The 25,918-nt window shown below is 68.2% G+C and carries 24 protein-coding genes; 10 read left to right on the forward strand and 14 right to left on the reverse strand.

The genetic code is table 11. From position 1 onward, the window contains the following. Positions 1 to 22: 22 nt before the first annotated feature. Positions 23 to 340, reverse strand: coding sequence for a flagellar basal body rod C-terminal domain-containing protein (locus tag QZ647_RS08610; RefSeq protein WP_291271763.1), 318 nt, complete (start codon positions 338 to 340; stop codon positions 23 to 25). A gap of 25 nt (positions 341 to 365) precedes the next feature. Next, positions 366 to 1,463: a D-alanine--D-alanine ligase family protein gene (locus tag QZ647_RS08615; protein ID WP_291271764.1), complete on the reverse strand. Its 1,098-nt coding sequence runs from the start codon at positions 1,461 to 1,463 to the stop codon at positions 366 to 368. Between the two features lie 142 nt (positions 1,464 to 1,605). On the opposite strand from QZ647_RS08615, the gene QZ647_RS08620 reads away from it, so the two are divergent. The 3 genes from QZ647_RS08620 (at position 1,606) to coaD (ending at position 3,933) form a co-directional block, all read left to right on the forward strand. Next, on the forward strand, positions 1,606 to 2,853 hold the full coding sequence (locus QZ647_RS08620) for a DUF438 domain-containing protein (protein ID WP_291271765.1): 1,248 nt from the start codon (positions 1,606 to 1,608) through the stop codon (positions 2,851 to 2,853). A 7-nt stretch (positions 2,854 to 2,860) separates the two neighbouring features. Continuing rightward, positions 2,861 to 3,373 (forward strand): DUF1858 domain-containing protein, encoded by a 513-nt coding sequence (locus tag QZ647_RS08625; RefSeq protein WP_291271766.1) that lies wholly within the window; start codon positions 2,861 to 2,863, stop codon positions 3,371 to 3,373. A 77-nt stretch (positions 3,374 to 3,450) separates the two neighbouring features. Continuing rightward, positions 3,451 to 3,933, forward strand: coding sequence for a pantetheine-phosphate adenylyltransferase (coaD, locus tag QZ647_RS08630; RefSeq protein ID WP_286355667.1), 483 nt, complete (start codon positions 3,451 to 3,453; stop codon positions 3,931 to 3,933). Between the two features lie 38 nt (positions 3,934 to 3,971). Here coaD and QZ647_RS08635 read toward each other — a convergent pair whose 3' ends face one another. The 4 genes from QZ647_RS08635 to QZ647_RS08650 form a co-directional block, all read right to left on the reverse strand. Further along, positions 3,972 to 6,749, reverse strand: coding sequence for an OmcA/MtrC family decaheme c-type cytochrome (locus tag QZ647_RS08635; protein WP_291271767.1), 2,778 nt, complete (start codon positions 6,747 to 6,749; stop codon positions 3,972 to 3,974). A gap of 272 nt (positions 6,750 to 7,021) precedes the next feature. Then, positions 7,022 to 9,106: an ATP-dependent DNA helicase RecG gene (gene recG / locus QZ647_RS08640; protein ID WP_291271768.1), complete on the reverse strand. Its 2,085-nt coding sequence runs from the start codon at positions 9,104 to 9,106 to the stop codon at positions 7,022 to 7,024. A 10-nt stretch (positions 9,107 to 9,116) separates the two neighbouring features. Next, complete coding sequence (locus QZ647_RS08645; protein ID WP_291271769.1) at positions 9,117 to 9,827, reverse strand: hypothetical protein; 711 nt, start codon at positions 9,825 to 9,827, stop codon at positions 9,117 to 9,119. Between the two features lie 103 nt (positions 9,828 to 9,930). Continuing rightward, positions 9,931 to 11,145, reverse strand: a complete 1,215-nt coding sequence (locus tag QZ647_RS08650) for an aminotransferase class I/II-fold pyridoxal phosphate-dependent enzyme (protein ID WP_291271770.1) — start codon at positions 11,143 to 11,145, stop codon at positions 9,931 to 9,933. A 77-nt stretch (positions 11,146 to 11,222) separates the two neighbouring features. Between QZ647_RS08650 and QZ647_RS08655 the strand changes: the two genes are divergently transcribed. Then, complete coding sequence (locus tag QZ647_RS08655) at positions 11,223 to 11,687, forward strand: Lrp/AsnC family transcriptional regulator (RefSeq protein ID WP_291271771.1); 465 nt, start codon at positions 11,223 to 11,225, stop codon at positions 11,685 to 11,687. On the opposite strand, the gene QZ647_RS08660 is transcribed toward QZ647_RS08655, so the two are convergent. Beyond that, complete coding sequence (locus tag QZ647_RS08660) at positions 11,675 to 12,010, reverse strand: helix-turn-helix domain-containing protein (protein WP_291271772.1); 336 nt, start codon at positions 12,008 to 12,010, stop codon at positions 11,675 to 11,677. The genes QZ647_RS08655 and QZ647_RS08660 overlap by 13 nt on opposite strands. A 215-nt stretch (positions 12,011 to 12,225) precedes the next feature. Here QZ647_RS08660 and QZ647_RS08665 point away from each other — a divergent pair, with 215 nt between their 5' ends. Continuing rightward, complete coding sequence (locus tag QZ647_RS08665; protein ID WP_291271773.1) at positions 12,226 to 13,296, forward strand: DUF3187 family protein; 1,071 nt, start codon at positions 12,226 to 12,228, stop codon at positions 13,294 to 13,296. On the opposite strand, the gene QZ647_RS08670 is transcribed toward QZ647_RS08665, so the two are convergent. From QZ647_RS08670 to QZ647_RS08690, 5 genes are read right to left on the reverse strand one after another with little or no spacing between them, the layout of a single operon-like run. Further along, the gene (locus QZ647_RS08670) at positions 13,280 to 13,831 is read right to left on the reverse strand and encodes a DUF1697 domain-containing protein (protein ID WP_291271774.1); all 552 of its coding nucleotides are present in this window, start codon (positions 13,829 to 13,831) and stop codon (positions 13,280 to 13,282) included. The two genes, QZ647_RS08665 and QZ647_RS08670, sit on opposite strands and share 17 nt — an antisense overlap. An 8-nt stretch (positions 13,832 to 13,839) precedes the next feature. Then, complete coding sequence (locus tag QZ647_RS08675; protein ID WP_291271775.1) at positions 13,840 to 15,168, reverse strand: hypothetical protein; 1,329 nt, start codon at positions 15,166 to 15,168, stop codon at positions 13,840 to 13,842. A gap of 55 nt (positions 15,169 to 15,223) precedes the next feature. Continuing rightward, positions 15,224 to 16,576 carry a hypothetical protein gene (locus tag QZ647_RS08680; protein WP_291271776.1) on the reverse strand — a complete coding sequence of 451 codons (1,353 nt, stop codon included), beginning with the start codon at positions 16,574 to 16,576 and terminating at the stop codon, positions 15,224 to 15,226. After that, positions 16,573 to 17,196, reverse strand: coding sequence for a hypothetical protein (locus QZ647_RS08685; RefSeq protein ID WP_291271777.1), 624 nt, complete (start codon positions 17,194 to 17,196; stop codon positions 16,573 to 16,575). The genes QZ647_RS08680 and QZ647_RS08685 overlap by 4 nt, the downstream gene beginning before the upstream one ends. After that, positions 17,196 to 17,528 (reverse strand): hypothetical protein, encoded by a 333-nt coding sequence (locus QZ647_RS08690; protein ID WP_291271778.1) that lies wholly within the window; start codon positions 17,526 to 17,528, stop codon positions 17,196 to 17,198. Before QZ647_RS08690 ends, QZ647_RS08685 begins: the two co-directional genes overlap by 1 nt. Before the next feature lie 39 nt (positions 17,529 to 17,567). On the opposite strand from QZ647_RS08690, the gene map reads away from it, so the two are divergent. Continuing rightward, positions 17,568 to 18,365 carry a type I methionyl aminopeptidase gene (gene map, locus QZ647_RS08695; protein ID WP_286355654.1) on the forward strand — a complete coding sequence of 266 codons (798 nt, stop codon included), beginning with the start codon at positions 17,568 to 17,570 and terminating at the stop codon, positions 18,363 to 18,365. 5 nt (positions 18,366 to 18,370) lie between these two features. On the opposite strand, the gene QZ647_RS08700 is transcribed toward map, so the two are convergent. Both QZ647_RS08700 and QZ647_RS08705 read right to left on the reverse strand, forming a co-directional pair. Further along, positions 18,371 to 18,823 (reverse strand): GNAT family N-acetyltransferase, encoded by a 453-nt coding sequence (locus QZ647_RS08700; protein ID WP_291271779.1) that lies wholly within the window; start codon positions 18,821 to 18,823, stop codon positions 18,371 to 18,373. A 26-nt stretch (positions 18,824 to 18,849) separates the two neighbouring features. Then, a complete protein-coding gene (locus tag QZ647_RS08705) occupies positions 18,850 to 19,353 on the reverse strand; it encodes a thioesterase family protein (protein ID WP_291271780.1) in 504 nt (167 codons plus the stop codon). A gap of 38 nt (positions 19,354 to 19,391) precedes the next feature. On the opposite strand from QZ647_RS08705, the gene ispE reads away from it, so the two are divergent. The 4 genes from ispE (at position 19,392) to QZ647_RS08725 (ending at position 25,894) form a co-directional block, all read left to right on the forward strand. Next, a complete protein-coding gene (gene ispE, locus QZ647_RS08710) occupies positions 19,392 to 20,228 on the forward strand; it encodes a 4-(cytidine 5'-diphospho)-2-C-methyl-D-erythritol kinase (protein ID WP_291271781.1) in 837 nt (278 codons plus the stop codon). Between the two features lie 110 nt (positions 20,229 to 20,338). Continuing rightward, complete coding sequence (locus tag QZ647_RS08715) at positions 20,339 to 21,259, forward strand: ABC transporter ATP-binding protein (protein WP_291271782.1); 921 nt, start codon at positions 20,339 to 20,341, stop codon at positions 21,257 to 21,259. Positions 21,260 to 21,261: 2 nt separating this feature from the next. Next, positions 21,262 to 22,320 carry an ABC transporter permease gene (locus QZ647_RS08720; protein ID WP_291271783.1) on the forward strand — a complete coding sequence of 353 codons (1,059 nt, stop codon included), beginning with the start codon at positions 21,262 to 21,264 and terminating at the stop codon, positions 22,318 to 22,320. Positions 22,321 to 22,369: 49 nt separating this feature from the next. Further along, complete coding sequence (locus QZ647_RS08725) at positions 22,370 to 25,894, forward strand: PAS domain S-box protein (protein ID WP_291271784.1); 3,525 nt, start codon at positions 22,370 to 22,372, stop codon at positions 25,892 to 25,894. Positions 25,895 to 25,918: the final 24 nt, after the last annotated feature.

The raw sequence follows: 25,918 nt of genomic DNA on the forward strand, positions 1-25,918 counted from the left end.
AGGGGCTTATTCCGCCCGGCGGCTACGCCTTCAGATCGAGGGTGGCCTTCAGGCGCTCGTCTTCGGCTTTCAGGACCTTGAGGTTGGCCTTGTACATGAGGTCGAAGCCCATGCCCTGCACCGCTTCCGAGGCCAGATCCACATTCGAGGCGCCGGGGACTCCCGGGGCCTGATCCTCGGGCGCGCCCTGCACCCGGACGCCGCCACCGGGTTCGGCCACGAAGGCCACCCGTTTCGCCCGGAAGCCATCGGACTGGATGTTGGCCACATTGTTCGCCTGCACGGCCAACCCCGCGCTGGCCGCGCGCAGTCCCGAGAGGGCGATGCCAAATCCATCCATGGAGCTGGTATCGGCCAGACCCGCCCTAACCTTGAGCGCCCCGGAACCAGTCGCTGCCGGACTGGAACCCCTTCTGCTTGACCACGATCTGGGCGTGCCGGGCCAGAGCCAGGTCGATGAGCCGGGTCAGCAGGTCCGCATAGGGCACGCCGCTGGCCGCCATCATCTTGGGATACATGGAGATGCTGGTGAACCCCGGGATGAAGTTCAGCTCGTTGAGGAAGACCCGCCCCGTGAGCCGCTCCAGGAAGAAATCCACCCGCGCCATGCCGTAGCCATCCGAGGCCGCGAAAGCCCTGGCCGCCAGCTTGCGCACCAGGTCGGCCAGTTCCTCGGGGATGTTCGCGGGGATCTCCGTGCGGCTCTTGCCGTGGAGGTACTTGTCCTCGAAGGTGTAGAACTCGTCGGCCACGATCACTTCGCCCGGCTGCGATACCTGGGGCTCGTCGCCCCCCAGCACCGCCACCTCGATCTCGCGGACATCCAGCCCCTGCTCCACCAGCACCCGGCGATCGAAGGTGAAGGCCCGATCCAGGGCCGCCGGCAGGTCTTCGGCGCGCTTCACCTTCTCCACGCCGATGCTGCTGCCCAGGTTGGCAGGCTTCACGAAGAGGGGCAGGCCGAGTTTGGCGCATTCCGCGAGGCAGACCGCGGCTTCGCGCTGCCACCGCTCCTCCGTGAGCCCCACATAGGGCACCACGGGCAGGCCTTCCGATTCCCAGAGGCGCTTGGTGATCCACTTGTCCATGCCTGCGGCCATCGCCAGCAGCCCCGCCCCCGTGTAGGGCCGGTGCAGCAGCTCCAGGTAGCCCTGGATCTGGCCATCCTCGCCTCCCGCGCCGTGCAGGGCATTGAAGAAGACATCCGGCAGCGGCGAGGCCTCCGCGCCTTTCTCCAAGGGCAGGAAGGGGTGGTCGCTCCGCTCCGGCAGCTCGCCCGCCGCCAGCCGAGCAAAGGGATCGCCGAGGACGGCCCACACGCCATTGCGGGCGATGCCCATGGGCCGCACCTGGAACCGCACCGAATCCAGGTGTTCGGCGATGGCCCGGGCCGTGACGATGGAGACTTCGTGTTCGGGGGATTCCCCGCCGAAGAGAAGGCCGACGCTCAGTTTCTCGCTCATGGTCCCACTTTAGCACTCGGTCACGGCCCCTCTCGGGCCGGGGATCCAGGTCTGGAACGACGCAGATCACATTTAAGAATTGTTGATTTATTTACTATGTTATTTCTTCTTCCCGGGGATGGCCCCCCGACGGGAAGACACCATGAGCGAACTCCTCAACAACCGGGAACACCGGATCGCCACCCTCAAGGAGGTCATCCTCCACCTGCACCGGGGTGAGGCGCCCGAGCAGGTGAAGGGGCGCCTCGCCCAGCTGGTGGGTGAGGTGGATGCCAGTGAGATCGCCGCCATGGAGCAGTCCCTCATGGCCGACGGCATGAGCCCCGAGGAGGTGAAGTCCATGTGCGACCTCCACGCGGAGGTGCTCCAGGACACCGTGACGCAGCCCAAGGCCCAGGCGCTGCCTGCGGGGCATCCCGTGGACACCTTCCGCCGGGAGAACCGGGCTGTGGAAAGCGCCATCGGCACCGCCCGGGAGCAGGTTGCGGCCCTGGAGTCCGTGGCGGACCAGGCCTACCCGACCACCGAGCGACTGGCCGTGCTGGGGGCCTTCAACGCCCTCATGGATGTGGACAAGCACTACCAGCGCAAGGAGCACCTGGTCTTCTCCGTCCTGGAGCGCCACGGCAACACCGGCCCTTCCAAGGTCATGTGGGCCAAGGACGACGAGGTGCGCGACCTCCTCAAAGGGGCCATCGAAGTGCTGCGGGAGGAGAGCCTCAGCGGCGCTGAGTTGAAGATCCTCGTCCCCACGGTGCTGCGTCCCGCCCTGGCCGCGCTGGAATCCATGATCTACAAGGAGGAGACCATCCTGCTGCCCATGTGCCTGGGCCTCTTCACCGAGGAGGAATGGGGCGAGGTCTGGCGGGACAGCCCGCGCTATGGCTGGTGCCTGGTGGAGCCCGCCGCGGGCTACGCGCCGCCCGTAGCCACCCTCCCCGAGGATCCCATCCACCTGCCCGAGGCCTCGGCCGTGGCCTTCCCCAGCGGCTCCCTCAGCTTCCAGCAGCTCATCGGCATCTTCTCCTCGCTGCCCGTGGACATCACCTTCGTGGACGCGAACGACCGCGTGGCCTTCTTCAGCGAGGGGCCCGACCGGGTCTTCGCCCGCAGCCGCACCATCCTGGGCCGCGAAGTGAAGCACTGCCACCCACCCAAGAGCGTGGATGTGGTGGAGCGCATCCTCAGCGACTTCAAGGCTGGCCGCCAGACCGTGGCGGAATTCTGGATCCAGATGCAGGGAAAGTTCATCCACATCCGCTACTTCGCTGTGCGCGACGAGGCCGGGGCCTACCTGGGCACCCTCGAGGTGACCCAGGACCTCACGCGCCTGCGGGCCCTGGAGGGGGATCGCCGCCTGCTCGAATACGACGCCCCGGCCCAGGCCTGAGGCCCCCATGAACATCACGCCCGAAACGAAGATCGGCGCCTTCCTTGAGGCCCACCCCGAGCTGCAGGAGGCCCTCATCGCGCGGGTTCCCGAGTTCGCCAAGCTGCGGAACCCCATCCTCCGCAGGACGGTGGCGAAGCTGGCCACCGTGGAGCAGGCGGCCCGCGTCGCGGGCCTCCCCACCGCGGAGCTCGTGCGCTTCCTCCGGGAGCTGACCGGCGAAACCACAGCAACCCCCGGCCGGGCCGACGAGATCCCGGTTGAGGATCCCCGGCCCGAGTGGGCGCAACCTGCCTCCGTGCGCTCCACCCTGGATGCCGATGGGTTGCTGGCGGCGGGCGAGCACCCTCTGGCCCGCACCCGCCGGGCCCTGCTGACCCTGGCGCCCGGCGAGGCGCTGCAGCTCCTGAGCCCCTTCCGCCCGGAACCCCTGCTGGAGCAGTTCCGACAGGAGGGCCTTCCCTGCTGGTGCGAGGCCGAGGGCATGGGCCGCTTCCGCACCTGGATCCTCAAACGCTGAGGCAGGCCGGAGGGACCTTTGATCCTGGGGCCAGCCCGGATGCGCTAGGCTGATTCCCCATCCTTGTCGGAGTGACCGTGCGGTCGGCCATTTATCCAGGCTCCTTTGATCCCGTGACCCTCGGTCACTGGGACCTCATCCAGCGGGCGGCGAAGCTCGTGGACCGGCTCGTGGTGGCCGTCCTCCACAACCCCGCCAAGTCCCCCGCCTTCAGCGTGGATGAACGGGTCGCCATGCTGAAGGAACTCACGGCCACCCTGCCCCAGGTGGAAGTGACCACCTTCCATGGCCTGCTGGTGGACTTCGCCAAGGCGCAGAACGCCCAGTTCATCATCCGGGGCGTGAGGGCCTTCAGCGATTTCGAATACGAGTTCCAGATGGCTCTCATGAATCGGAAGCTGGCCCCGGAGCTGGAGACCGTCTTCCTCATGCCCAAGGAAAAGTACAGCGCCGTGAGCAGCCGCTTCGTCCGTGAGATCGGCAGCATGGGCGGCAACTTGTCGGAACTGGTGCCCGAGATCCTGCGGACCCGCATCTCGGAGCGGCTCCTCAAGGGGTAGAAGCCGAGGGGGCGGCCGGGGCCGCCCCCTCGGCTTCCTCATTTGAAGGTCATGTGGACCACCCGCACATCAGCGATCTTGCCGGCGGAATGGCAGAGGAAGCACTGCTCCTGCCGCACGAACTTGCCCCCGGCGGTGACGCTGGCACGGCTGCCGTAGAAGGTGCCGCCGTTGGTCTGCATGTGCGCGATGGCCAGGGAGCTGTCGTGGCAGTTGGAGCAGGCGGCCACATACGGGGAGTTCACCAGGGTGGTGCCTGCGGCCGCGGTGGTGGCGCCGGTGTTGGCGTTGTAGCTGAAGCCGGTCCCGAAGGCGAAGCCTGAACCGAAGGCCGCCGCGTAGGGGGACCAGTAGACACCGGGGATCGGCTCGCTGCCCGTGACGACCACATTCACCGGCGTGGGGACCGTGCCGGTGGCGACGGTGGTCCAGAGCAGGTCCGGCAGCTCGCCCGCATTGGTGGAGAGGCCGAAGTCGTAGGTGCCGGGAAGGTGGCAGGCCTCGCAGTTGTTCAGAACGCCCGGATAGGTGGTCTTCCAGTAGGTATCACCCGCGGAGGCTTCCCAGGAGAACTTGGCCTGCCGCTTGCCCGCGCCGTGGATGGCGTGGACGAAGTCCTTCATGTTCACGCCCCAGCCGTTGTTCACCCGCTGGCCGTTGTGGCAGAACTCGCAGGTCTGGGGATCGTTGCGCTGGCCCGCATGGAAGGCCTTGGTGGTGAACACGCCCATGGCGCCGTGGCAGTCCAGGCACTTCGCGTTCGCCACGATGGTGCGTCGGGCGGTGTTCGCGGGCCCCGTGGTCGTGCTTCCGGCGTTGAGCGGGAAACCGGCAGGCAGGGTCCCGCTGATGACCTTCGAGACATTGGGGGCCGGCACGCTGAGGCCGCCCTGCCCTGTTCCCGGCGAGCCCGCGACCCGCGGGATATAGGGGTATCCGGGCACATTGGTCTGGGTCAGGGGCTGGGTGAGCGTCAGGGCGTAGGTGTAGCCGATGCCCCCCGTGACCATCCCGGCGCTGGTGGGGATGTTCACGCCGGTCATGGTCAGCGTGTAGTAGCCGCTCGCATCCGGAGTGGCGCTCAGGGTGCCCTGGGCCGAGGCCGCCAGGGCCGCCCCGCCCATGTCCAGGTTGTCGCCGCGCCAGATGTTCTTGAGGTAGGTGCTGGCGGTGGCGTTCCAGTCTGCCGGATTGGCGATGCCGTCCTGGGGCACGGAGAAGGCGATGTAGAAGCTGGGGCCTCCCACGAAGTTGTCCATCATCTCCGTGACGGAGCCCGCAGCGTAGGTGTTGAAGACCACGGGCGCGCCATCCTTGAGGAACCGGAAGGTGAAGACCGGCTTGGCGGCGGCGTTGAGGGTCACGCTCTTCAGATCCCAGGTCACCTTGCTGGCCCCGGGAGGCAGGTTGTTGAGGAACGCTCCGACGAACGACGCGTTGGTGTTGTTGTTGGTCCCGCCCGTATTCCAGATGTTGGCGGGATCCGGTGGCACCACGGGCAGGTGGTTGAGCTTGACGCCCGCGGCCCCGTGGCAGCTGGAGCAGTTGACATCCGAGGTGGCCGCGCCTCCGGCATGGTTGGCGCCAGTCGTCCAATCCACGCGGTCATGGCACCCGCCGCAGGCGAAGCGGCTGGGATTGTTGAACCAGTTGTCGCCCTGCGGCGTGGTTGCGCTGGCGCTGTGGCACTTCACGCAGTTGCGGTGATCCTGGGGATAGGTGACCTCGTTGAACCCGATGCCGCCATAGGCGTAGCCGGTCTTGGTCAGTTCCTCCCCCATGTGGATCCGGTGGATGAAGGAGGGGAAGTCGCCCGATGCGTGGCCGTTGAGCTTGCCCGTCTCGCCGGACACCGTGATGGCGGTCACCGTGGCTTCGGCCCGCCCGTACTTGCGCTGATCGTTGTGGCAGATCACGCAGTAGCGGGTGTCCTGGCGACCGCTGCCGTGGAACTCGAACTTGGCATGGCAGCTGAAGCAGGACGACACATCGACGATCTCCCGCTGCTCGTTGGCGGCCGTGACCGCGGCACCCGTGGCGGGGATGAAGTCATAGGCTGCGTTGGCCGGATTCAGGATGGGTACCGAAACGACACCGCTGTTGAAGGCATCCGGGGTGTTGGTGCCCGTGCCACGAGCGGTACCGCCGACGAATACGGTCAGGCGGTGCGTCAGGTTGGGGTTGTAACTCACATCGCCCAGGTCGGCCTTGATGTTGGCGCCTGTGTAGGTCGCGGCATCCAGCAGGGCCTGGGTCTGGGTGATGTCCCGGCGGAAGGTGTAGCGGTAGGAGCCGTCGCCATTGTCGACCAGGGTTCCGATGTTGTCCGTGGTGGGCCGGGTGGGAACCCAGGTCGCGGGCGCCGCGGCCGTCGGGTTGGCAGTCACGATGTAATTGACCCAGATGCTCGGGCTTCCATTGGCGCCGGGCACCAGCTTGGCGAGCCCGAAGGCCATGTTGGCATAGCTGGCGAAGGCCGCCGAGGAGGCCTGGCTCTTGAACCCGAGGCCCTTGACCGGCACATTGTGGCCGTCGGTGACGGTGAAGGTCACCACCGGCGGAGAGCTGATCTGCATGCTGGTGACCGTGGCCTTGAGGGTCAGGGCGCCCCACTCGTCGGGCGTGTAGGTGGTGGCATCGATGGCGTATCCCGCGCCCGGCGCGCCGTTGGAACCGTCGGACCCGTTGGTGCCATTGGTCCCGTTCGTTCCGTTGAGGCCGTTCTGTCCGGCCGATCCCCTGCATCCGGCGATCGCCAGGGTGAGGGAGACCGCCACGGCCAGACCCCAGAACCCCTTGCGTGTGACGGGTTTCATACGACCTCCTTTGGACATGGCTGATGTTGCTGCATGGCTTGACGGGAACTCTCGAGGGTCGAAGCTGCGACCTGGATCGGTTGGAATCGCAGATTGCTAATTTAATTAATATTATTAATATCAATACTTAAATCAATCGTACGACATGATAGAACCTCTCTGATCCGAGACCTGGACCGGCTTCAGGTGGCATTGAAACTTAATTTAGGCTTTATGGAACCGGGCGGAAGCCCCCCCGGTGAAATAACGGCACCTCCCTGGGGGGAGCGCCTTCAGCTGATCTCCGCCAGCCTCAGCCGGACCTGTTCCCGCTTCAGCCAGGCTGCCTGCGCGTCGCTGAGGCCCAGGGCCAGGGTGCGGTCGGCGGCCTCCCGGCAGCGGGCCAGGAGGCGACGGTCCCGCACCAGATCGGCCACCTGGAACTGAGGAAGCCCCGCCTGGCGCACACCGAAGAACTCTCCGGGCCCCCGCAGTTCCAGATCGCGCTGGGCGATGCGGAAGCCATCCTGGGTCTCCACCAGCGTCTGCAGCCGTTCGGTCTCGGAACCGCTGATCATGAGGAAGTGGCTGCGGTGGGCGCCGCGGCCCACCCGGCCCCGCAACTGGTGGAGCTGGCTCAGGCCGAAGCGCTCGGCGTGATCCACCACCATCACCGTGGCGTTGGGCACATCCACCCCCACCTCGATGACCGTCGTGGCCAGGAGGATCTTCGCCTCGCCCGCCACGAAGCGCCCCATGCGGGCCGCCATCTCGTCAGCCTTCAGGCGGCCATGGACCACCTCGATCCCCTCGTCGGGGAAGATGCTTCGCAGCAGGGCCTCCATGGCCTGGATGTCGCGCAACTGCACTTTGCCTTCATCGGAGGGATCGATGCTGGGGCTCACCACGAAGGCCTGGCGGCCCTCGGCCAGCTCGCGGCGCACCTGCTCCCAGGCCCGCTCGGCGGCGTCCGGCTTGTGCAGCTTGGTGGTGATGGGCTGGCGGCCCGGCGGCAGCTCATCCAGCACGCTCTGGTCCAGATCGCCGAAGACCGCCAGGGCGAGCGAGCGCGGGATGGGCGTGGCGCTCATCACCAGCCAGTGGGGGTCGCCCCCCTTCTCCTTCAGGGCCTCCCGCTGCTTCACCCCGAAGCGGTGCTGCTCGTCCACCACCACCAGCTGCAGCCGATGGAAGGCGACCGTCTCCTGGAACAGCGCGTGGGTGCCGACCACATAGCGGGCCTCGCCGCTGGCGATGCGGGCGAGCGCAGCCCGCTTCTCCGCCGCCTTCATGCCGCCCAGCAGCAGTTGAAGAGAATCGGCCCGGTCGCCCAGGTAGCGCCGGAAGCTGGCGGCGTGCTGGCGGGCCAGCACTTCCGTCGGCACCAGCAGCGCCCCCTGCCCTCCGGTCTCCGCGACCATCGCCATCGACAGCAAAGCCACCAGCGTCTTGCCGCTGCCCACATCGCCCTGGAGCAGGCGGTTCATGACACGGCCCGAGGTGAGGTCGGCCACGATGTCCTTGAAGGCCCGCCGCTGGGCCCCGGTCAGCCGGAAGGGGAGGAACGACCTGAGGCGCTCGCGCAGCTCGGGCGAAGTGGGCACCACCAGGCCCTGGCGCTTGAGGCGGCCGGCCCGGCGCAGGGCCACGCCCAGCGAAAAGGCGAAGAGCTCCTCGGCGGCCAGCCGCTGATGGGCCGGTGAGTCGCCGGATTCCAGCAGCGCGGGATCGCTGTCGTCGGGTGGATCATGCAGCAGGCGGAAGGCGGCCAGGGGCTCAGGAAGGTCCCTGGACAGCTCCAGCGGCAGCCATTCTTCCGGCGGATGGGCCCGCCCTAGAGCCTCCTGGGCCAGCTTCTGGCGGACCCGCCCCGTGAGCGGCCCCAGCTTCCGGTACAGGGGGAGGTAGCGCCGGACCCAGCCGATGTCCTCCTCCCGGCCCATCTGCTCGAACTGTGGCCCTCGCATCTCCAGGCCGTGGCGACCCACGAAGAGTGAGCCGAAGGCCAGCACGCGGTCGCCCACCTTGAGCGCACGCGCCAGGTAGGGCTGGTTGAACCAAATCAGGCGCAGGGTGCCGGTCCCATCGTCGAGCAGCGCCTCGGTGAGGGCCATGCGCTGCACCCGCGTGGTGCTCTGCCGCAGGTCGCGCACAGTGCCCAGCACCGTCACCAGGCCGGGGTCCGCCGCTTCGAAGCCCCGCATCTCGAGGCTGCCCAGGGGTCGCAGGCTGCCGCGGTCCACATAGCGGTAGGGCAGGCTCCACAGCAGGTCGCGCAGGCTGTCGATGCCGGCTTCCTGCAGCGCGGCCGCCCGCGCCGGTCCCAGGCCCCGGAGGACCGTGACCTTGGACGACAGGGGGAGCGGGGCAAGCGACATCACGGAAGGTTCAGCCTAGCCGTACCCCCATCGCATCCACCATCTTCGCGACGACGAGATCGCCGTACCAGGCGCCGTGGCGCGGGTCCTCCAGCTTCCGGAGTTCCACCAGAAGGCTGGGCAGGTCCCGCACGCCCTGGGCCACCAGGCCCTGGAGCTGCCGCCGGGTACGGCCGGGACCCACCGCCGGGTGGTCTTCCGCCAGGCGCGCCAAGGCCGGGGCCAGGTGGGGAAGGCTCGGGATCCGACAGCCGCCCAGGGCCCCCCATCCTCCCTCGAGGAAGCGGATCCAGAGGTCCCGGGCCGCTTCGATGACTGCGCCGTCCATCAGCATCCGCTGGGCGAACAGCGGTGGCAGCGCCGTGGGCGGCAGCTGGCCCACGCTGCGATCCAGCAGCACCAGATCCGGCAGGGTGTCGCCGGGCAGCTCTGCCAGCACCCAGAGCAGGCAGGCCTGCTCCCAGGGATCGGGACCGAACCAAAGTACGGGTTCGGGGGCGCGGGCCGGATTCTGGGGCGCGCCGAGCCCCCGCGTCTCCGGCCCGGTGACGCCCCACCAGGCCGCCCGGAGAACCGGAAGGTGCGCGGGATCCGAGGTCCAGGGACCCACGGCGGGGGAGTCCCGCCACACCTGGAGGGCTCCGGGCAGGCCGGAGCGCCGATGCACGGCGGCGGAGACATCCCCGCAGTGGAGATGGATCAGACCTTCGTGGGAAGCCACGCGTCCGCCGCCGTCAGGTCCACCATGGGTCGCTCCAGAATGAAACCCAGCATACGACCCGGACGAACTGGATCAATCCTGCATTTTTATCTTCTTTTTCACATCAACGAGAGGCGCCCATGGCCATCCCGGCCATGGCTTTGGCCAGGGCCTGCTCCAGATCGGCCCAGAGGTCCTCGGGGCCTTCCAGCCCCACGGACAGCCGCATGAGCGACTGGGAGACGCCGCTGTGCTCCCGGGCCTCCGCGTCCACCACGCGGTGGGTGAGCGCCGCCGGATGCTGGATCAGCGTATCGACGCTGCCCAGGGAGACGGCGGGCGTCATGAGCTTCACCTCGGCCATCACGATGGCGGCGGCCTCAAAGCCGCCCTTCAACTCGAAGGCCATGAGGGAACCGGGCCCCTTCATCTGGCGGCCCAGGAGGCCCTTGGGGTCCTGCCCCTGGAGGCCGGGGAAGTGCACGGCGGAGACGGCAGGGTGCTTGGCCAGCCGCTCGGCGATGACCTTGGCGCCTTCCTGCTGGGCACGCACCCGCAGGGGCAGCGTGGGGAGGCTGCGATGCAGCAGGTAGGCGGCCAGCGGGTGCAGCACATTGCCCGTGATGACGCGCACCTTGCGCAGCTCCGTGGCCCAGTCGTTGTTGGTGGCCACGAGGCCCGCCAGCACATCGCCATGGCCACCCAGGAACTTGGTGGCGCTGTGGAGCACCAGCGTCGCGCCCTGCTTGATGGGGTTCTGCAGGATGGGGGTGGCGAAGGTGTTGTCCACCAGCACGGGCACCTTGCCTGCCTGGCGGACCACATCCTCCAGGTCCACCATGGCCAGGGTGGGGTTGGCGGGGGTTTCCACGATCACCATGGCGGTCTCGGGGCGGATGGCGGCGGCGATGCCATCCGCCTCGGCCCAGCTCACCTCCAGGCCCAGCATGCCCGAGGCCAGCAGGTGATCCGTGCCGCCATAGAGGGGGCGCACGGCCACGATATGGCCACCCCGCTGCTTGGCAGCCATGAGGCAGGCCGTCACCGCGGCCATGCCGGAACCGAAGGCCACGCATTCCTCCGCGCCTTCAAGCTGGGCCAGGCCCTGCTCATACCGGGCCACCGTGGGGTTGTAGAGGCGGGAGTAGACGGGGCTGCCGATGGGCAGGCCCCCCATGGCCATGGCTTCGAGGCTGCGACCACCCTCATCCAGATTCTGCACGGGATAGGTGCTGCTGAGGTCGATGGGCATGGCGTGGATGCCCTGCTCGTGCAGCACTTCACGGCCGGTATGGACGGCCTGGGTTTCCAGCGAGGTCGAGGCGATGGGCTTGGACATGGGGATGCTCCTGTCCCCAATGTAGGTTTCAATAATTCGGCAATCTCCCGAATTTATTTCGTGGAATGATGTCATTCATGAATCTTGACCGAATCGACTGCGACATTCTGAACCTCTTACAGAAGGATGCTCGGCTATCCAACAAGGAACTGGCTGCCGCCGTGGGTCTGGCACCATCCTCCTGCCTGGCCCGCGTGCAGCACCTGCGCTCCGAAGGGGTCCTCCGGGGCGCCCACGCCGAGGTGGATCCCGAGGCGCTCGGCGTCGGCCTCCAGGCCCTCATCGCCGTGCAGCTGCGCCAGCACAGCCGGTCCCAGGTGAAGGCCTTCTGGAAACATGTCCTGGGGCTTCCGGAAGTGCTGGCGGTCTTCCATGTGGCCGGCACGCACGACTTCCAGGTGCATGTGGCCGTGCGGGATGCCCATCACCTGCGGGACCTGGCCCTGGATGCCTTCACCACGCGGCCCGAGGTGGCCCACATCCAGACCAGCCTCATCTTCGAGTGGGCCAAGGGCCAGGTGATGCCGAACTACCGGGCCTGAGCGTCCGGATCGACGATCTCGGTCCCCCACTGGGTGACGGCCTCCACCACCTGGCGGAAGCCCTCTCCCTTGCAGGTGAGTTCGTACTCCACCCTCACCGGGGTGGTGGGCAGGACGCGGCGCACCAGCAGGCCCTGACATTCCAGTTCCTTCAGCCGGGCCGAGAGTACCTTCTCGCCGATGCCCTGCACCCGGGTGACCAGCTCATTGAAGCGCAGCGGCCCCTCCTGGAGGATCCACAGGATTTGACCCGTCCAGGGTTTGGCCAGCACATCGATGGCCATGCGGAAACAGCGGCAGCGATCAGTCTCAGGGAGGTCCATGGATCGTCCACGACCCAGGGTGGGTCCCCTAAAAGCTATCTCAAAGAAAGTCACTTGACAAGGGGAAGTCCGTTGCTCATTATTGCTTTCATAGGGAAATAGGCTTCCCGAAAGAAAGCACGCGCCGGCGCCTCCGGCATCTGAGTTCAGTCACCGCCTGGGCCTCGGCCCAGCAGGGGCGGGTCTGCCCGCTCGCCATCCCCCAGGAGTTCCCCATGCGCGCCATGCTCGCGCTGGCCCTCGGCCTGTCCCTCCAGGCCCAGGACACGGCCTATCCCGAGATGGGCCCCCTGCCCACCCGCAACATGTTCACCCTCCTCCAGGCCCCCATGACCTACCAGCCCCAGGCGCCCCGCCCCATCGGCGCCGGGCACTGGCAGGCGACCCTCACCCATGTGCGGGCCAATGTCTTCGAGTTCTCAGACTTGATCAAAGAGCGGCCCCCCTCCTGGTTCCAGGGCCGCCACCGCATGGATCGCGCCTCCCTGGAAGCCCTGGCCGCCGAGTATCCCAACGCCCCCTTCGTGTTCTATTTCGACGAGGAGATCGCCCGGACGACCCTCCAGGTCCGGCACGGCCTCACGGATCGCACGGATGTCTGGATCGAACTGCCCGCGGAACGCCATGGAGGCGGGGATCTGGATAGCCCCATCGAGACCTTCCACAAGGCCTTGGGCTTCGCCCAGTGGGGTCGCACCGAAGTGGCCCGCAACCAGGCTGTGGTGGCCACCATCCGCCACGGACGGTTGGAGTTCGTGCGGGAGGGCTCGCAGCCGACCCGCCTTCAGGATCCGCTCCTGGGCGTGATTCACCAGATCCACCAAGGCGAGGCCACGGGCTTGAGCGCCACCTTCACCGTCAAGCCGCCGCTGGTGACCACCTACGGATCCTACAAGGCCGGATGGGACCTCGAGGGCGGCCTGAGCGGGTGGTGGGACTTCACTCCCACCCAGACCCTCTACGCCGGGGCCGCCTACACCCACCGGGGGCGCGGCAACGAGGCCTACAACGATCTGGATTACACCTCGGACCTGGGGGCCCACCTCACCTGGCAGGGACGGCGGAATCGGGCCGTGCAGCCCTTCGTCCAGCTCTACTTCCTAAGTGGGTTCAGCACGCCTCGGCCCTTCGCCAAACTCCACGAGGGCAGCCTTCAGCATGATCTGGGCGTGCATGTCCACCTTGACCGCCGCGCCACCCTGACCTTCCGCTACATCAACAACATCACCCACCATGAAAACACCGACGACGCCTCCTTCGCGGGCAGCCTCACCTGGCGGTTCTGAGCCCCGCCTTCGCCGCCAGCCGTTGCAAAGTATTGAACCCGCGGAAGGTCGCCCGCACTCCGAGGGCCCGCTCGAAGACCGCGTTCGAGAAGGTGGATTCGCTCTGCTTCATCCGGCAGAGCCACCAGACCTCACGGCCGCGGACCTGGAAGTCATCGACCGGTGTCCGCAAGGCCGCGAGCGCCGCTGCTTCAGCCGGCCCCAGCGGCGCCTTGAGGAAGGCCACATTCATCGCCTTCGCCGCCGCCTGATCGGCTTCTCCAAACGGACAGCCTGCCACCAGGGACGCCAGTTCGCCCTCGGAACGGAGGAAGACGATCACCTCGTACCCCAGGGCCTCCTCCAGGCCCGCTTCCAGGCGCTTGGTAAGGGTGGCCTCGCCTTCCCGGCCAGCCTCGAAAAACAGGTTCCCGCTGGCGATGAAGGTCTCGACGCCCCGGAGCCCGAAGCCCTCGAACAGGTCCCGCAGCTTCGTCATGGTGACCGTGTGGCCACCCACATTGATGGCGCGGAGGAAGGCGAAGGTCTTCCGCATCCCAGCCCCTATCGGCCCTGCCCCAGGGCGCCCCACTGGGCCGCCAGGTGGGGCTGGCCGCACCGCAGGGCCAGGGACTCCGCCCGCTTCGGCAGGCCCGTCCAGGGATGTTCAGAGAACCGGCTGCGCACCAGGTCATCGGCCAGCCCCGTATCCCCAAGCCGGATCAGAGCCTCCACCAGCGGCTCCAAGGTGCCGCGCCAGTAGTCCCCGGTCTCCGTGACCTCCTGGATTTTGCCGTCCCTCTTGAACACGAATTCCGTCTTTCCCTGCGCCGCTTCCCAGAGCTTGTTGGATTCAATCTGGGGGAGCAGCAGGTCCCGGATGGCCATCCAGTCCTTCCGCTGGCGGGCATCCTTCACATAGGCGTCGCGCACGGGATAGGGCGGCCACGCCAGGGGGGAGTAGGTCGGCAACGGAACCAAGGTGTCCAGAAGGGGGCGGATCGGCTTTCCCCCATCGGTCCGCGTCAGTCCCAGCCAGATCTGCCAGAGGTTCCAGGTCCCGGGGTTGCGCGCCAGGGCCCGCTCCACTTCGGGGATCACGGCCCGGCTCATGCTTCGCATGAGGGGGCTGTGGACCGCCGTCTCGTCGGGCACGATGGACCAATTCGTCATTTCGAGCCAGTCTCCGCTGCGGAAGGTCCGCCCCAGCAGGTCAGCCAGTTCCCCCCAGATGGCCCGGTCCTCCTCCGGCTCCAGCTGAACCGGCGGTTTCTCTTCCTGCGAGTCCTGCGCCTTGGCCTCCTCTTTCGCCTCCCGCTCCCGTTGGAACTGGGCGAAGTCGAACGGCTCATCTGCCGACCGGAGGGGATCCACCTTCCCGCCGGTGCGCACCAGCGTCCGCTTCGCGGCCCTGGACCGCAGCTCCGCGCACAGGGCCTGCCGCGCCTCGAGGTGCTCCGGGTTGCGCCGCGCGAACTCCCTCAGAATCTGGATGGTGGAGCGGATGCCGCTTTCCTCGACGGCCTTGGCCAACGCCTTGGCCTCAGGAACGCCGCCCCCCGTGGCCACCACCCGCGGCCCCGCGCCGAACAGCACCCATTGGGGACGGGGCCCTGCCAGGTATTTCTGCCGCAGGAGCGCCTCCACCTCCGCCGCCTTCGATCCGTAGTAGGCCAGGCCGAGATCCAGCTCGAGCCAATCCGGATCGGCGTTCAGGGCATCGACCTTGGCTTTCCATTCCCCCTTGGGGCCGTCCACCACCACCAGCAGGCCACCCTTGATGTCGCGCAGCCGCCGGTCCAGCACCTGCGCGGTGGGACCCCCGGAGGAGGGGATCTGCGCCGACATTACGGCACCGAAACCGACGAAGGCCAGGCCGAGGGTCGAACGCATCAAAGCTCCCGGGGAATCCCGATGAGGATAGCGACCCGCTCCGGAGCCTGGGGAATCATTCCGTCCCGGCGCGGAGCCCCCTCCCCCCCGCGAGCGCCCGGTCCGCCAGCCGGCCCAGATCACCGCTGCCCTGGCTGTTGGCGAGGTTCTTGGCCAGGGCCACCAGCACGGCTTCGCCGACCTGGCCTGGCAAGGCGGGCAGCAGGTCCGCGGCGGAGGCCACGGCAAGCAGGTGCGAGGCATGGTTGAAGCTGGGGTCGTTGAAGGTGGCAGCCGCCGCCAAGGTCCGGAGGGTTGCTTCGGCCTGCCCCAGGCGGCAGAGGCCCTGGGCTTGGCCCATGGCCTCGGGGACCTCCGCGTCCAGCACGGCATTGAGAAGGCCCTCGGCGCTGGGCGCGGCGGCGGACCGGGGCTGCATGCGCTCATCCGCCTCGTCGGTGGGAAAGAGGTTCACCAGGGCCGCCGCCTGGGCCCAGGTGCGGGGGTCCTCCGCATGGGTCTCCACCAGCATGGCCAGGTACCCGAAGATCCAGGCCGTCTTGCCCTCCAGGTCGCGGCGGGCGTCGCGCACCTTTTCCGCGGCCGCCAGGGCGAGCGCGGCCAGCAGCTCTTCCGCAGGAGTCCCCCGCTTCAAGCGATCCGTGAAAGCCGCCATGAGCCCCACCAGCCCCAGATCGCAGATCTCGCGGACGGCCGCCTCCAGTTCCCCGGCATCCAGCTCCCGGGAATCCCGTTCTCCGGCGGCCCCCTGCGCGGAACCGGAAGCCACGCGAGGCTCGGCGCCCTCCAGCCGCTTGGCCGCACGGCGGCACCAGAAGGTGTCCTCCTGCGTGGCGGCCAGCCAGGCCACCAGCCCGAACAGGCGCCGTCCCGTGGCCCGGGGGCGCTCCAGGCGTTCATGGAGATCGCCGAGGTGCCACGCGAAGATGCCCTTGTGTCCCACATTGGCCATGTCCGCCTCGACCAGCGCTCCGAGACGCTGGAAGTCCGCGGCCTCCGGCAGGTCGAAGCCCTGGGCTTCGGCATACGCCAGGCTGGGCTTCCGCGCCTGGATGAAGGCCTCCAGGTTCCGCCAGCTGCCGCTGCCCTTGGCCGCGGCCACTTGCGCAGTGGCGGCGGCGGAGCGCCGCCCCTCGTGTGCCGCCATGTGCAGCTGGGTGGCCAAGGCCCGGAGGAAATTCGCCTCGTCCAACAAGGGCCTCAGCCGCAGCACGGACCTCAAGCCCAGGATGCCGTGCGGCACATGGGGCTGGTAGGTTTCCCAGTCGATGCGAGGAATGAGCGCCTTCACGGCCTCACGCACCCCGTCGCGCACCCCGTCGGGAGCAGCCACTTGGGCCGCGAAGGCCTCGAAGAACCCCGCCGTGGGGGTTTCCAGTTCCTGCGGCCAGCGGGCCTCGACGGTCATGCACCCTCCAGCGGCAGGCCCCAGGCGGCGGCCACGAGGCGGGCCCAGTGGTGGGACCACGCGCGCTTCCACACCAGACCGCCTTCCTTCATGTCGGAGGCCTCGAGGCGATGGCGAAGCTCACCGCGCAGGGGCTCCGCGGCAGAACCGAGCGCCGCCTCGGCCAGCGCCAGCAACGCTGTGCGGGCCTCCCGCTCCTGGTCGTGGTGGGCCAGATAGCCCGCAGATTCCGGGGAGGGCGCGGCGGCCCGGAGGCGCTGCCAGGTCTCGAAGGCGGCCTTGGCGGCGGGATCGTCCCGCAGCGGCGCCTTCACCTGCGCCCAGCCCTGGCCCAGGTCCAGTTCGGGGCCCGCCCTCAGCAGGGATTCCCGGAGCTTCACGGCCTTGGCCACATCGCGGTCCAGGTGCTTGAGGGCCACGAAGGTGCGCGGCTTTTCGCGCTGATCGCGGCGGTCGAAGAAGGCGTTGAGGGCCGACACCACCAGATCCATGGGCACACCGGCGGCCTCCCAGGCCAGCACCTGGCGGTAATCGTCCGTGGACAGCAGGCCGGCACGGCCCCAGGCCCGGAAGGCCCACTCGCGCTCCAGCCAGTCCTTCTCCTCCCGGGTATAGGGCATCAGGGCTTTTCCGGCACCAGCCAGGTGCCGTCCTTCAGCTGCAGGGCCCCGTTCTCCCAGGCCAGCACCTCGTCGGGCACGATCTCGGCCTTCGCGAAGCCCCTCAGGCGGAAAGGCCCGGCCCCCAGGACCTTCCCCTTCCGGTCCCAGACTTCCAGCTGCCAGAGGGTGCCCTGATGGGTGCCGACCTTGAGGAAGACGCCCCGGCGGCCCTCGCCGGCCCACTGGGCCTCGGCGGGCACCGCGGCGGGCCGGGCAGGAACGCCCCGGCAGGCCACCAGGAGCCCCAGGGAGAAGGTTGTCATCACCAGGATCTGCGAAGGTCGCGCCATGCCGACATTCTACCCGTTAGACTGGGGGTCGAGGGGCACATGGTCCTGATCCGCGAACAGATCCGATACAAGAGCCGCAAAGAGGTTGAAAAGCTTCGCGAGGCGGGCCGTGTGGCGGCCAATGCCCTGCGCCTGGCCGCCCGCTCCGCGAAGGCGGGCGTGAGCCTGCTGGAGCTGGACCGCATTGCCGAGACCTACATCCGCCAGCAGGGCGCCACCCCGAGTTTCAAGGGCTACCACGGCTTCCCCGGCACCCTCTGCACCTCCGTCAACGACAAGGTGGTGCACGGCATCCCCAGCAAATACATCCTCCAGGAAGGTGACATCATCGCCATCGACTGCGGGGCGAAGCTGGACGGCTACCACGGCGACACCTGCCTGACCGTGGGCGTGGGCCAGATCACCGAGGAAGCGCGCCGCCTCATCCAGACCGCCCAGCTCGCCATGTTCGTGGGGATCGAACACTGCCGCCCCGGCCAGCGCCTGGGCGACATGGCCACCGCCGTCCAGACCTTCGCGGAAGAACGCGGCTACTCGGTGGTCCGCGAATACATCGGCCACGGCCTCGGCCGGGATCTGCACGAGGATCCGCAGGTGGTGTTCGCCGAGCAGCGTCCCGGCACCGGTTTCCGCATGGAGCCGGGCATGACCATCACCATCGAACCCATCCTCAACATCGGGTCGTACAAGTGCCTGGTAGAGCCCGACGGCTGGACCGTGCGCACCCGCGACGGGGCCTTGTCCGCGCAGTTCGAGCACGACATCGCCATCACCAAGGACGGCCCGGACATCCTCTCGATCCCGGATCCCGAATTCGAACTGGAAGACGGGCTGTAAAGCCTTCAGCCACCGGCCTCCGGGGTCAGGTAGAGGTTCTTCCGCTGGATCTGCATGAAGGGCGTGGAGTCAGTCACGGGCGTCCATCCCAGCTTGGCATACAGGCCGTGCGCATCCCGGGTGGCCAGCATCAGCCGGCGCATGCCCTGGACTTCCGGCAGGTCCATGAGGGCCTTCACCATCGCTTGGGAGAGGCCGAGCCCACGGTGCTCCTCCAGCACGAACACATCGGCGAGGTAGCCGAAGGTCGTGTGATCGGTGGCCATCCTCGCGAAGCCCACCTGGGCGCCGCCGGGGCCGTAGGCACCCACGCAGAGGCTGTGGCGGGCGGCCTTCTCGACCACCTCCCGGGGGATGCCCGGAGACCAGTAGCTCCTGGATAGGTAGCCGTGGATCACCTCGAACTGCAGGTCGGAGGGGTCCAGGGAAATCCGGTAGGTTCCAGAGGGGAAGGTCACGACATCCTCGCCAAATGACTTCAAAGTCAGCCCTCGGCCCACCGGCGGACAGAGTCAGGAAGATCCGGCCGAGGTCCCTCATAGTCCATCTGCTCGAGGATCTCGGCCACCGGGACATTGCCATTCTTTCCCCGGAAGAGGGCCCTCACCACGCCTTCGGCCGCCAGCTCGCCGCCGTGCTTCAGGAAGCGCTGCTCCAGGAAGACCCACTTCTCGTCCCACCCCAGCAGCCGCGTGTGCAGCTCATAGCTCTCGAAGGGGTCGAGGCTGCGGCGGTAGCGCATGGTGATCGCGCCGACCAGGGGCTTCCAGCGGTTCCGCAGCATGGCCCGACCCAGCTTGGTGCGGAAACTGAGGTCGAAGCGGCCCAGGTCCATGACGCTCAGGAAGCGCCCGTTGTTCATGTGGACATTCACATCCAGGTCGTTGGGCCACACCCGGAAGCGGAGCACTGAGGCGCCCAGCGGCTCCAGGGGCGCTCGGCGCCAGAGCGTGAGGGCTTTCCAGAGGGTGCGGAAGAGCAGAACCATCCAATCAGCCTAGCGGCTCGTTACGCTACCGTGGAGCCATGGTTCCCGCGATCCAGGCCCCCGCCAAACTCAACCGCTTCCTCGCCGTGCTCGGGCGGCGCGCCGATGGATTCCACGAACTGGAGCTGGTCACCACCGTGCTGGAGGGCGTGGCGGATTTGACGGATTCGCTGGAGGGCGAGCCCGCCCCCGACCTGACCCTGACCATCTCCGGTCCCATGGGCGAGGGGCTGGTGGCCGATGAGTCCAACCTGGTGATCAAGGCCTGGCGCCTGCTGGAGGCGGCGGCGCAGCGCCCGCTGCCCGCCGCGCTGCGCCTGGTGAAGCGCATCCCCCATGGGGCCGGGCTCGGCGGCGGCAGCAGCGATGCGGCGGCGGCCCTGCGGCTGGGGAACCGACTGTTCGCCCTGGGCCTGCAGGAGGACGAGCTGCTGCGCATGGCGGGTCGCCTCGGCAGCGATGTCCCTCTGTTCCTGCTGGGAGGGACGGTCCTGGGCCTGGGCCGCGGCGAGCGCGTGTTCCCGCTTCGCCCCGTGCCCCTGGAGCCCCTGTTGCTGGCCCATCCGGGTCTGCATGTGAGTACCCCGAGTGTTTATCGGGCCCTCCAGGATGTCGGTTATCCCTTCCCCGAGGCCCTGGCTTCGCAACCCGGGGGCACCGCCCCTCCCTGGCGGAACGACCTCACGGGCGCTGCTCTGTGGGTCTGTCCGCCTTTGGCCGAGGTGCGCGACGCCCTGCGCGACACCGGCGGCGAGCCGCTGCTGTGCGGCTCCGGCAGCTGCTGGGCTGCCCGGTACGACACCATCCAGGCCCGGGATGCCGCGGCCGGGCGGATTGCCAGTGAACGGCCCGGCTGGGGACTCTGGCGCGTCTGAACCGAACACCGGCGAGGGGCGCCGATAAAATGGCCGCGCCCCGGCTCAGACCTCTTTGGCTGTGCCCACAGAGGTCGAACCCGGGCATGATGGTCGTTCCGGAGGAATCCATGTCCGCTCCAGCCCTCCGCATCCGCGGCCTGCGAAAGTCCTTCCCCAAAGTCCTCGCGGTGGATGGCGTGGATCTGGAAGTGGCCCGGGGCGAGGTCTTTGGCCTGCTGGGCCCCAACGGCGCGGGCAAGACGACCACCCTGGAGATCATCGAGGGCCTGACCGAGGCCGATGCCGGCGACATCGAGATCCTCGGCCTGACCTGGGCAAACCAGGGGCAGGAGATCCGAGCCCGCATCGGCGTCCAACTGCAGAGCACCAGCCTCTTCAACAAGATCACGCCGCGGGAATCGCTCGACCTTTACGGCAGCTACTACCCCAAGCGGCGGAGCACCGAAGATCTCCTGGAGCTGGTGCAGCTCCAGGAGAAGGCCGACGCCCACCACATCACCCTCAGCGGCGGCCAGCAGCAGCGCCTGGCGCTGGCCCTGGCCCTGGTGAACGACCCCGAGCTGGTGTTCCTGGATGAGCCCACCACCGGCCTCGATCCCCAGGCCCGCCGCAGCCTGTGGGATGTGGTGCGGCGCATGAAGGGCGAAGGCCGGACCGTGGTGCTGACCACGCACTACATGGACGAGGCCGAGGCCCTGTGCGACCGGCTGGCCATCATGGATCACGGAAAGGTGATCGCCACGGGCACGCCCGCCTCGCTCATCGCGGATCTGGCCATTCCCAGCGTGGTGGAGCTCACCTTCGAGGGGGCCGCCCCCGACCCCGCGGCCTTCGCCGCGCGCCTGGGCCAGGCCGTGGAGCCCCGCGCCGATCTGTGGGAGATCCCCACGCCCGATCCCAAGGCCCTGCTGCCCCGGCTGCTGGAGGCCGCCGAAGCCACCGCCGTCCCCTTCCAGCAGGTCCACATCCGCCGCGCCACGCTGGAGGATGTGTTCCTGCACCGCACGGGCCGGAGCCTGAGGGAGTGACCATGCTGCTATGGAGGCAATTCGCCATGGAATGGCGGCTCTACGGCCGTGACCGCGTGGCCATGTTCTGGACCTTCGCCTTCCCGGTGATCCTGCTCATGGGATTCGGGACGATTTTCCGGGACGGGGGGGGGCCGAAGCTCTCGGTGGTGCGGGTGCAGTCCCCGGCCCCCTCCGCCCACGATGCGGCCCTGGATCAGGCCCTCACGGACCTCCAGCTCAAGGTCCAGACCCTGCCGAAAGCCGAGGCCGAGGCCCGATGGACGCGCGGAGAGACCGCCGCCCAGCTCGAACCGGACGGCGAAGGCTACCGCCTGCGGCTGAACAGCTACCTCATGGCCCAGGCCGGGGCCACGGCCGGGCTCGTGAACCAGGCCTGGCTGGTGGCCCAGGCCCGCCTGAGCGGAGCGCCCGAGCCCCAGCGCATCCCGGTCCAGGTGGAAAGCCCCGGCCACAAGCGCTCGACCAACTATGCCTCGTTCCTGCTCCCCGGCCTGCTGGGCCTGAACCTCGTCAGCATGGGCCTCTTCAGCGTGGGCATGGTGAATGTCTCCTACCGGGAGAAGGGCAAGTTCCGGCGCCTGGCGGTGACGCCCCTGCCGAAGTGGGTCTTCCTGCTGGGGCAGGTGCTGCACCGGCTCACGGTCACCGTGATCCAGGCGGCCATCCTGCTGCTGGTGGGCCGCCTGGCCTTCGGCATCCAGAACCAGGGCTCTTTCCTCGACCTGCTGCTCATCATGACCCTGGGCACGGGCTGCTTCATGGCCTTCGGATTCGCCCTGAGCGGCTTCGCCGAGACCTCCGAAGGCTACGCCGCCATCTCGAACCTGGTCTTCTTCCCCCTCATGCTGCTCAGCGGCGTCTACTTCACGCTGGATGCGGCCCCGGCCTGGCTTCAGCACACGGTGGCGATCCTCCCCCTCGCGCCCTTCCTCCGGGCCCTCCGGGCCGTCTTCAACGATGGCGGGAGCCTCGTGGGCCACGGAACCGGGCTCGCCATCGTGGCGGCCTGGGCCCTGGCCGCCTTCGCCCTGGCCGTCCGCCGATTCCGCTGGGCCTGACCGTCAGTACGATATTTGTGCAGTTCGGGGGGCCGCCGATAACAAGCCCATGCAGCCGCTGCGGGAGCCCCAGGATCCGGCCGAAGCCCTCGTCATGGTACGCCGGTACCTGGGGGCCACCTACCGCATCGCGAAGGCCGCGGCGGGAGCCCAGAACCTCCAGGAGCTCTTCGGCCGGGTGCATGCCATCGTCCGCGACCTCATGCCGGCGGAGAGCCTCTACTTCGCCCTCTGGGACCGGGCCTCCGGCCTCGTCTCCTTTCCGTACTGGGTGGATGCCCTGGACCCGGCCCCCGAGCCCAGGATGCTCCGCCGGGGACTAACGGAGTATGTGCTCAGGACCGAGCAACCCCTGCTGGTGGACGACGAGGTTCTGGCCCGGCTCGAGGCGGCCGGCGAGATCGAACCCATCGGTACCGGCTCCCTGGACTGGCTCGGCGTCCCCCTCATGGGCGAGCAGGGCGTCTTTGGGGCCCTGGTGATCCAGATCTACGAGGGCCATCGTCGCTACACGGCCCAGGAAAGGGACCTGCTGGTCTTCGTCTCGGGCCAGGTGGCCCTGGCGCTGGAACGCCAGCGGTCCGAGGCCCAACAGCGCATCCTGACGGCCGCCATGGACCAGTCCGCCGATCCCGTGTTCGGCATGGAGGAATCCGGGCGCTTCATCTTCGCCAACCGGGCCGCCTGCGAATCCCTGGGATACACCCAGGAGGAACTGCTCCGCCTCGGCGTTCTGGATGTGGACCCGACCGTGTCGGCCGAAACCTGGCCCGACCGGTGGCAGAAGATCAAGCAGTTCGGCTCCAACCGGGAGGAGACCTTCCACCGGCGGAAGGACGGGAGCCTCCTCCCTGTGGAAATCAGCAGCGGCTTCCTCGCCTTCGAGGGCCACGAGGCCATTTTCACCAATGTCCGGGACATCACGGAGCGCCGGACCTCGGAACAGGCCATCCGGGCCAGTGAGGAGAAATTCTCGAAGGCGTTCCAGGCCAGCCCCGACGCCATCAACATCAACCGCCTCGACGGCACCTATGTGGATGTCAATCCGGCCTTCACGGCCCTCAGCGGGTGGAGCCGGGACGAGACCCTCGGGCGCACCACGATGGAGCTGGGCCTCTGGGCCGATCTGGCGGACCGCGACCGGATGCAGCAGATGCTGCAGACTGAGGGGCATTTCGTGGGGCTGGAGGCCCTTTTCCGCATGAAGGATGGCTCGCTCCGGACCGGGCTGGTCTCGGGAACCCTCATCCAGATGGCTGGCGAAACCTGCCTGCTGACCATCACCCGGGATGTCACCGGGCGCAAGGCCATCGAGTCGGCGCTGCGGCAGAGCCAGGACAAGTTCTCCCGCGCCTTCCATGCCAGCCCCGATGCCATCAACATCACGCGGCTGGCCGACGGGACCTATCTGGATGTCAGCGAAGGCTTCACCCGCCTGACCGGGTGGGCCCCCGAGGAAGTCATCGGCCAGACGGCCCTGGAATTGGGCCTCTGGGTGGACCCCGGGGACCGTGCCCGGGCCGTCCAGCTGATCCACGAGCGCGGGGAGTTCACGGGGCTGGAAGCCCTCTTCCGCCGGAAGGACGGGAGCACGCTCGTCGGGCTCATGTCCGGCAAGGTCATGGAGGTGGATGGTCTCCCCTGCCTGCTGTCCGTCACCCGGGACATCACGGAACGGAAGACGGCCGAACAGGCTCTGGGGACGACCGAGCGCAGGTTGCGCACGGTCCTGTCCAATTCCCAGGCCATCATCTACCAGCTGGATCCCACGGGCCGCTTCACCCTTTCCGAAGGGCTGGGCCTGAGCGAACTCGGCCTCCGCCCAGGCGAGGTGGTCGGTCGTTCGGCCATCGAGATGTATGGGGCTGAGTCCCTGGTCGCCGATCAGATCCGCCGGGCCATGGCCGGAAAGGCCTCGCGGGAGGTCACCCAGGGGGGGGATCGCCTCTTCGACAACCTGATCACGCCCGTGTTCGACGAGGGCGGGCGCCTCGAATCCATCATCGGCATCGCCACCGACATCACGGAGCGCCAGCGGGTGGAGGCGGCGCTCCGGGCGGAGCGGGGTCTCTTCGTGGGGGGCCCGGTCATGGTCATTAAATGGAGCAGCGCGGAAGGGTGGCCGGTGGAGTACATCTCCCCCAATGTCCAGGCCATCCTGGGCTTCCCCCCGGAAGATCTGATCAGCGGCCGCCTCGCCTACGATGACCTGGTGCACCCCGAGGACCTGGAATCGGCCCACGCCACCGCCGCCGCCTTCAAGGCCCGGGGCCTCACCCACTACGAGCAGCAGTACCGGCTCCGCACTGCCGCCGGGTCGTATCGCTGGTTCTATGACTTCAGCACGGCGGTGGCGGGCCATGGCACCACGCCCGCCTATCACCTGGGCTATCTGTTGGACATCACCGACCGCCGCCAGGCCGAGGAGGCCCTCCGCCAGACCCAGAAGCTGGAGAGCCTGGGGGTTCTGGCCGGCGGCATCGCCCACGACTTCAACAACCTGCTCACCGTGGTGCTGGGCAACCTGAACCTCACCCAGATGCACCTGCCGGACACCTCCCCCGCCCGCCCCTACCTGGCGAACATGGAAGCCAGCGTGCTGCGGGCCACGGAGCTGACAAAGCAGATGCTGGCCTATTCGGGACGGGGCCACTTCATGGTGCGACCCCACGACCTCAACGCCGTGGTCCGGGACCTGGCCCACCTGCTGGAGGTATCCATCTCGAAGAAGGTCCGCCTCCGTTGCGATCTGGAGCCCGGCCTTCCGGCCATCCAGGCCGATGTGGCCCAGCTTCAGCAGGTGGTCATGAACCTGGTGACCAACGCTTCGGATGCCATCGGAGACCGCGAGGGGGCCATCCACATCTCCACCTCCCTGGAGGACCTCGACGAACGGGATCTCCGGAGCCGGTACCGGATCGAGGCCCCCGTCCCCGGTCGCCATGTGGTGCTCGAGGTGGAGGACACGGGCAGCGGCATGACCCCCGAGGTGATGGAGCGGATCTTCGATCCCTTCTTCACCACCAAGGCCACGGGCAGGGGCCTTGGCCTCTCCGCCATGCTGGGCATCCTCCGGGGCCATGGCGCCGGGCTTCGCATCACCAGCGAAGTGGGCCAGGGCAGCACCTTCCGCCTCTGCTTCCCGGCCGCCAGCGAACCGGCCTCTCCCACGCCCCCGGGGGGGTCCTCCACGGGTTCCCCGCCGATCCGGGGGCTCGTCCTGCTGGTCGACGATGAGCCGCAGATCCTCCAGACCACGGGATCGGCCCTGGCCTCGTTGGGACTCGAGGTGGTGACCGCCACCGATGGGCTGGAGGCCCTGGAGCGGTTCCGGCAACATGGGGCGGACCTCCGCCTGGTGCTCATGGATCTCACCATGCCGCGCATGGACGGCCGGGAGGCTTTCCAGGCCATGCGCGATCTCGACCCGCGCATCCCCGTGGTGTTGAGCAGCGGCTTCACCGAGCAGGACTCCCGGTTGGCCTTCCAGGGAGGAAGCCCCGCGGCCTTCCTCCAGAAGCCCTACCAGCTCAAGGACCTCCGGGCCGCGATCCAGAAGGCCCTGGGCGACTGAGACAGACGCTCTTGGCTACACTGG

The organism is Geothrix sp. (assembly GCF_020622065.1).
In the GTDB taxonomy this organism is placed as follows: Bacteria; Acidobacteriota; Holophagae; order Holophagales; family Holophagaceae; genus Geothrix.

Coding starts and splice junctions, on each gene's coding strand:
- map (WP_286355654.1), top strand. CDS start 17,568: ATGGTCCTGATCCGCGAACAGATCCGATACAAGAGCCGCAAAGAGGTT.
- QZ647_RS08680 (WP_291271776.1), bottom strand. CDS start 16,576: ATGACCGTCGAGGCCCGCTGGCCGCAGGAACTGGAAACCCCCACGGCG.
- QZ647_RS08625 (WP_291271766.1), top strand. CDS start 2,861: ATGAACATCACGCCCGAAACGAAGATCGGCGCCTTCCTTGAGGCCCAC.
- QZ647_RS08715 (WP_291271782.1), top strand. CDS start 20,339: ATGTCCGCTCCAGCCCTCCGCATCCGCGGCCTGCGAAAGTCCTTCCCC.
- QZ647_RS08655 (WP_291271771.1), top strand. CDS start 11,223: ATGAATCTTGACCGAATCGACTGCGACATTCTGAACCTCTTACAGAAG.
- ispE (WP_291271781.1), top strand. CDS start 19,392: ATGGTTCCCGCGATCCAGGCCCCCGCCAAACTCAACCGCTTCCTCGCC.
- QZ647_RS08705 (WP_291271780.1), bottom strand. CDS start 19,353: ATGGTTCTGCTCTTCCGCACCCTCTGGAAAGCCCTCACGCTCTGGCGC.
- QZ647_RS08615 (WP_291271764.1), bottom strand. CDS start 1,463: ATGAGCGAGAAACTGAGCGTCGGCCTTCTCTTCGGCGGGGAATCCCCC.
- QZ647_RS08635 (WP_291271767.1), bottom strand. CDS start 6,749: ATGAAACCCGTCACACGCAAGGGGTTCTGGGGTCTGGCCGTGGCGGTC.
- QZ647_RS08675 (WP_291271775.1), bottom strand. CDS start 15,168: ATGCGTTCGACCCTCGGCCTGGCCTTCGTCGGTTTCGGTGCCGTAATG.
- recG (WP_291271768.1), bottom strand. CDS start 9,106: ATGTCGCTTGCCCCGCTCCCCCTGTCGTCCAAGGTCACGGTCCTCCGG.
- QZ647_RS08685 (WP_291271777.1), bottom strand. CDS start 17,196: ATGCCCTATACCCGGGAGGAGAAGGACTGGCTGGAGCGCGAGTGGGCC.
- QZ647_RS08725 (WP_291271784.1), top strand. CDS start 22,370: ATGCAGCCGCTGCGGGAGCCCCAGGATCCGGCCGAAGCCCTCGTCATG.
- QZ647_RS08670 (WP_291271774.1), bottom strand. CDS start 13,831: ATGCGGAAGACCTTCGCCTTCCTCCGCGCCATCAATGTGGGTGGCCAC.
- QZ647_RS08660 (WP_291271772.1), bottom strand. CDS start 12,010: ATGGACCTCCCTGAGACTGATCGCTGCCGCTGTTTCCGCATGGCCATC.
- QZ647_RS08610 (WP_291271763.1), bottom strand. CDS start 340: ATGGATGGATTTGGCATCGCCCTCTCGGGACTGCGCGCGGCCAGCGCG.
- QZ647_RS08690 (WP_291271778.1), bottom strand. CDS start 17,528: ATGGCGCGACCTTCGCAGATCCTGGTGATGACAACCTTCTCCCTGGGG.
- QZ647_RS08650 (WP_291271770.1), bottom strand. CDS start 11,145: ATGTCCAAGCCCATCGCCTCGACCTCGCTGGAAACCCAGGCCGTCCAT.
- QZ647_RS08620 (WP_291271765.1), top strand. CDS start 1,606: ATGAGCGAACTCCTCAACAACCGGGAACACCGGATCGCCACCCTCAAG.
- QZ647_RS08665 (WP_291271773.1), top strand. CDS start 12,226: ATGCGCGCCATGCTCGCGCTGGCCCTCGGCCTGTCCCTCCAGGCCCAG.
- QZ647_RS08720 (WP_291271783.1), top strand. CDS start 21,262: ATGCTGCTATGGAGGCAATTCGCCATGGAATGGCGGCTCTACGGCCGT.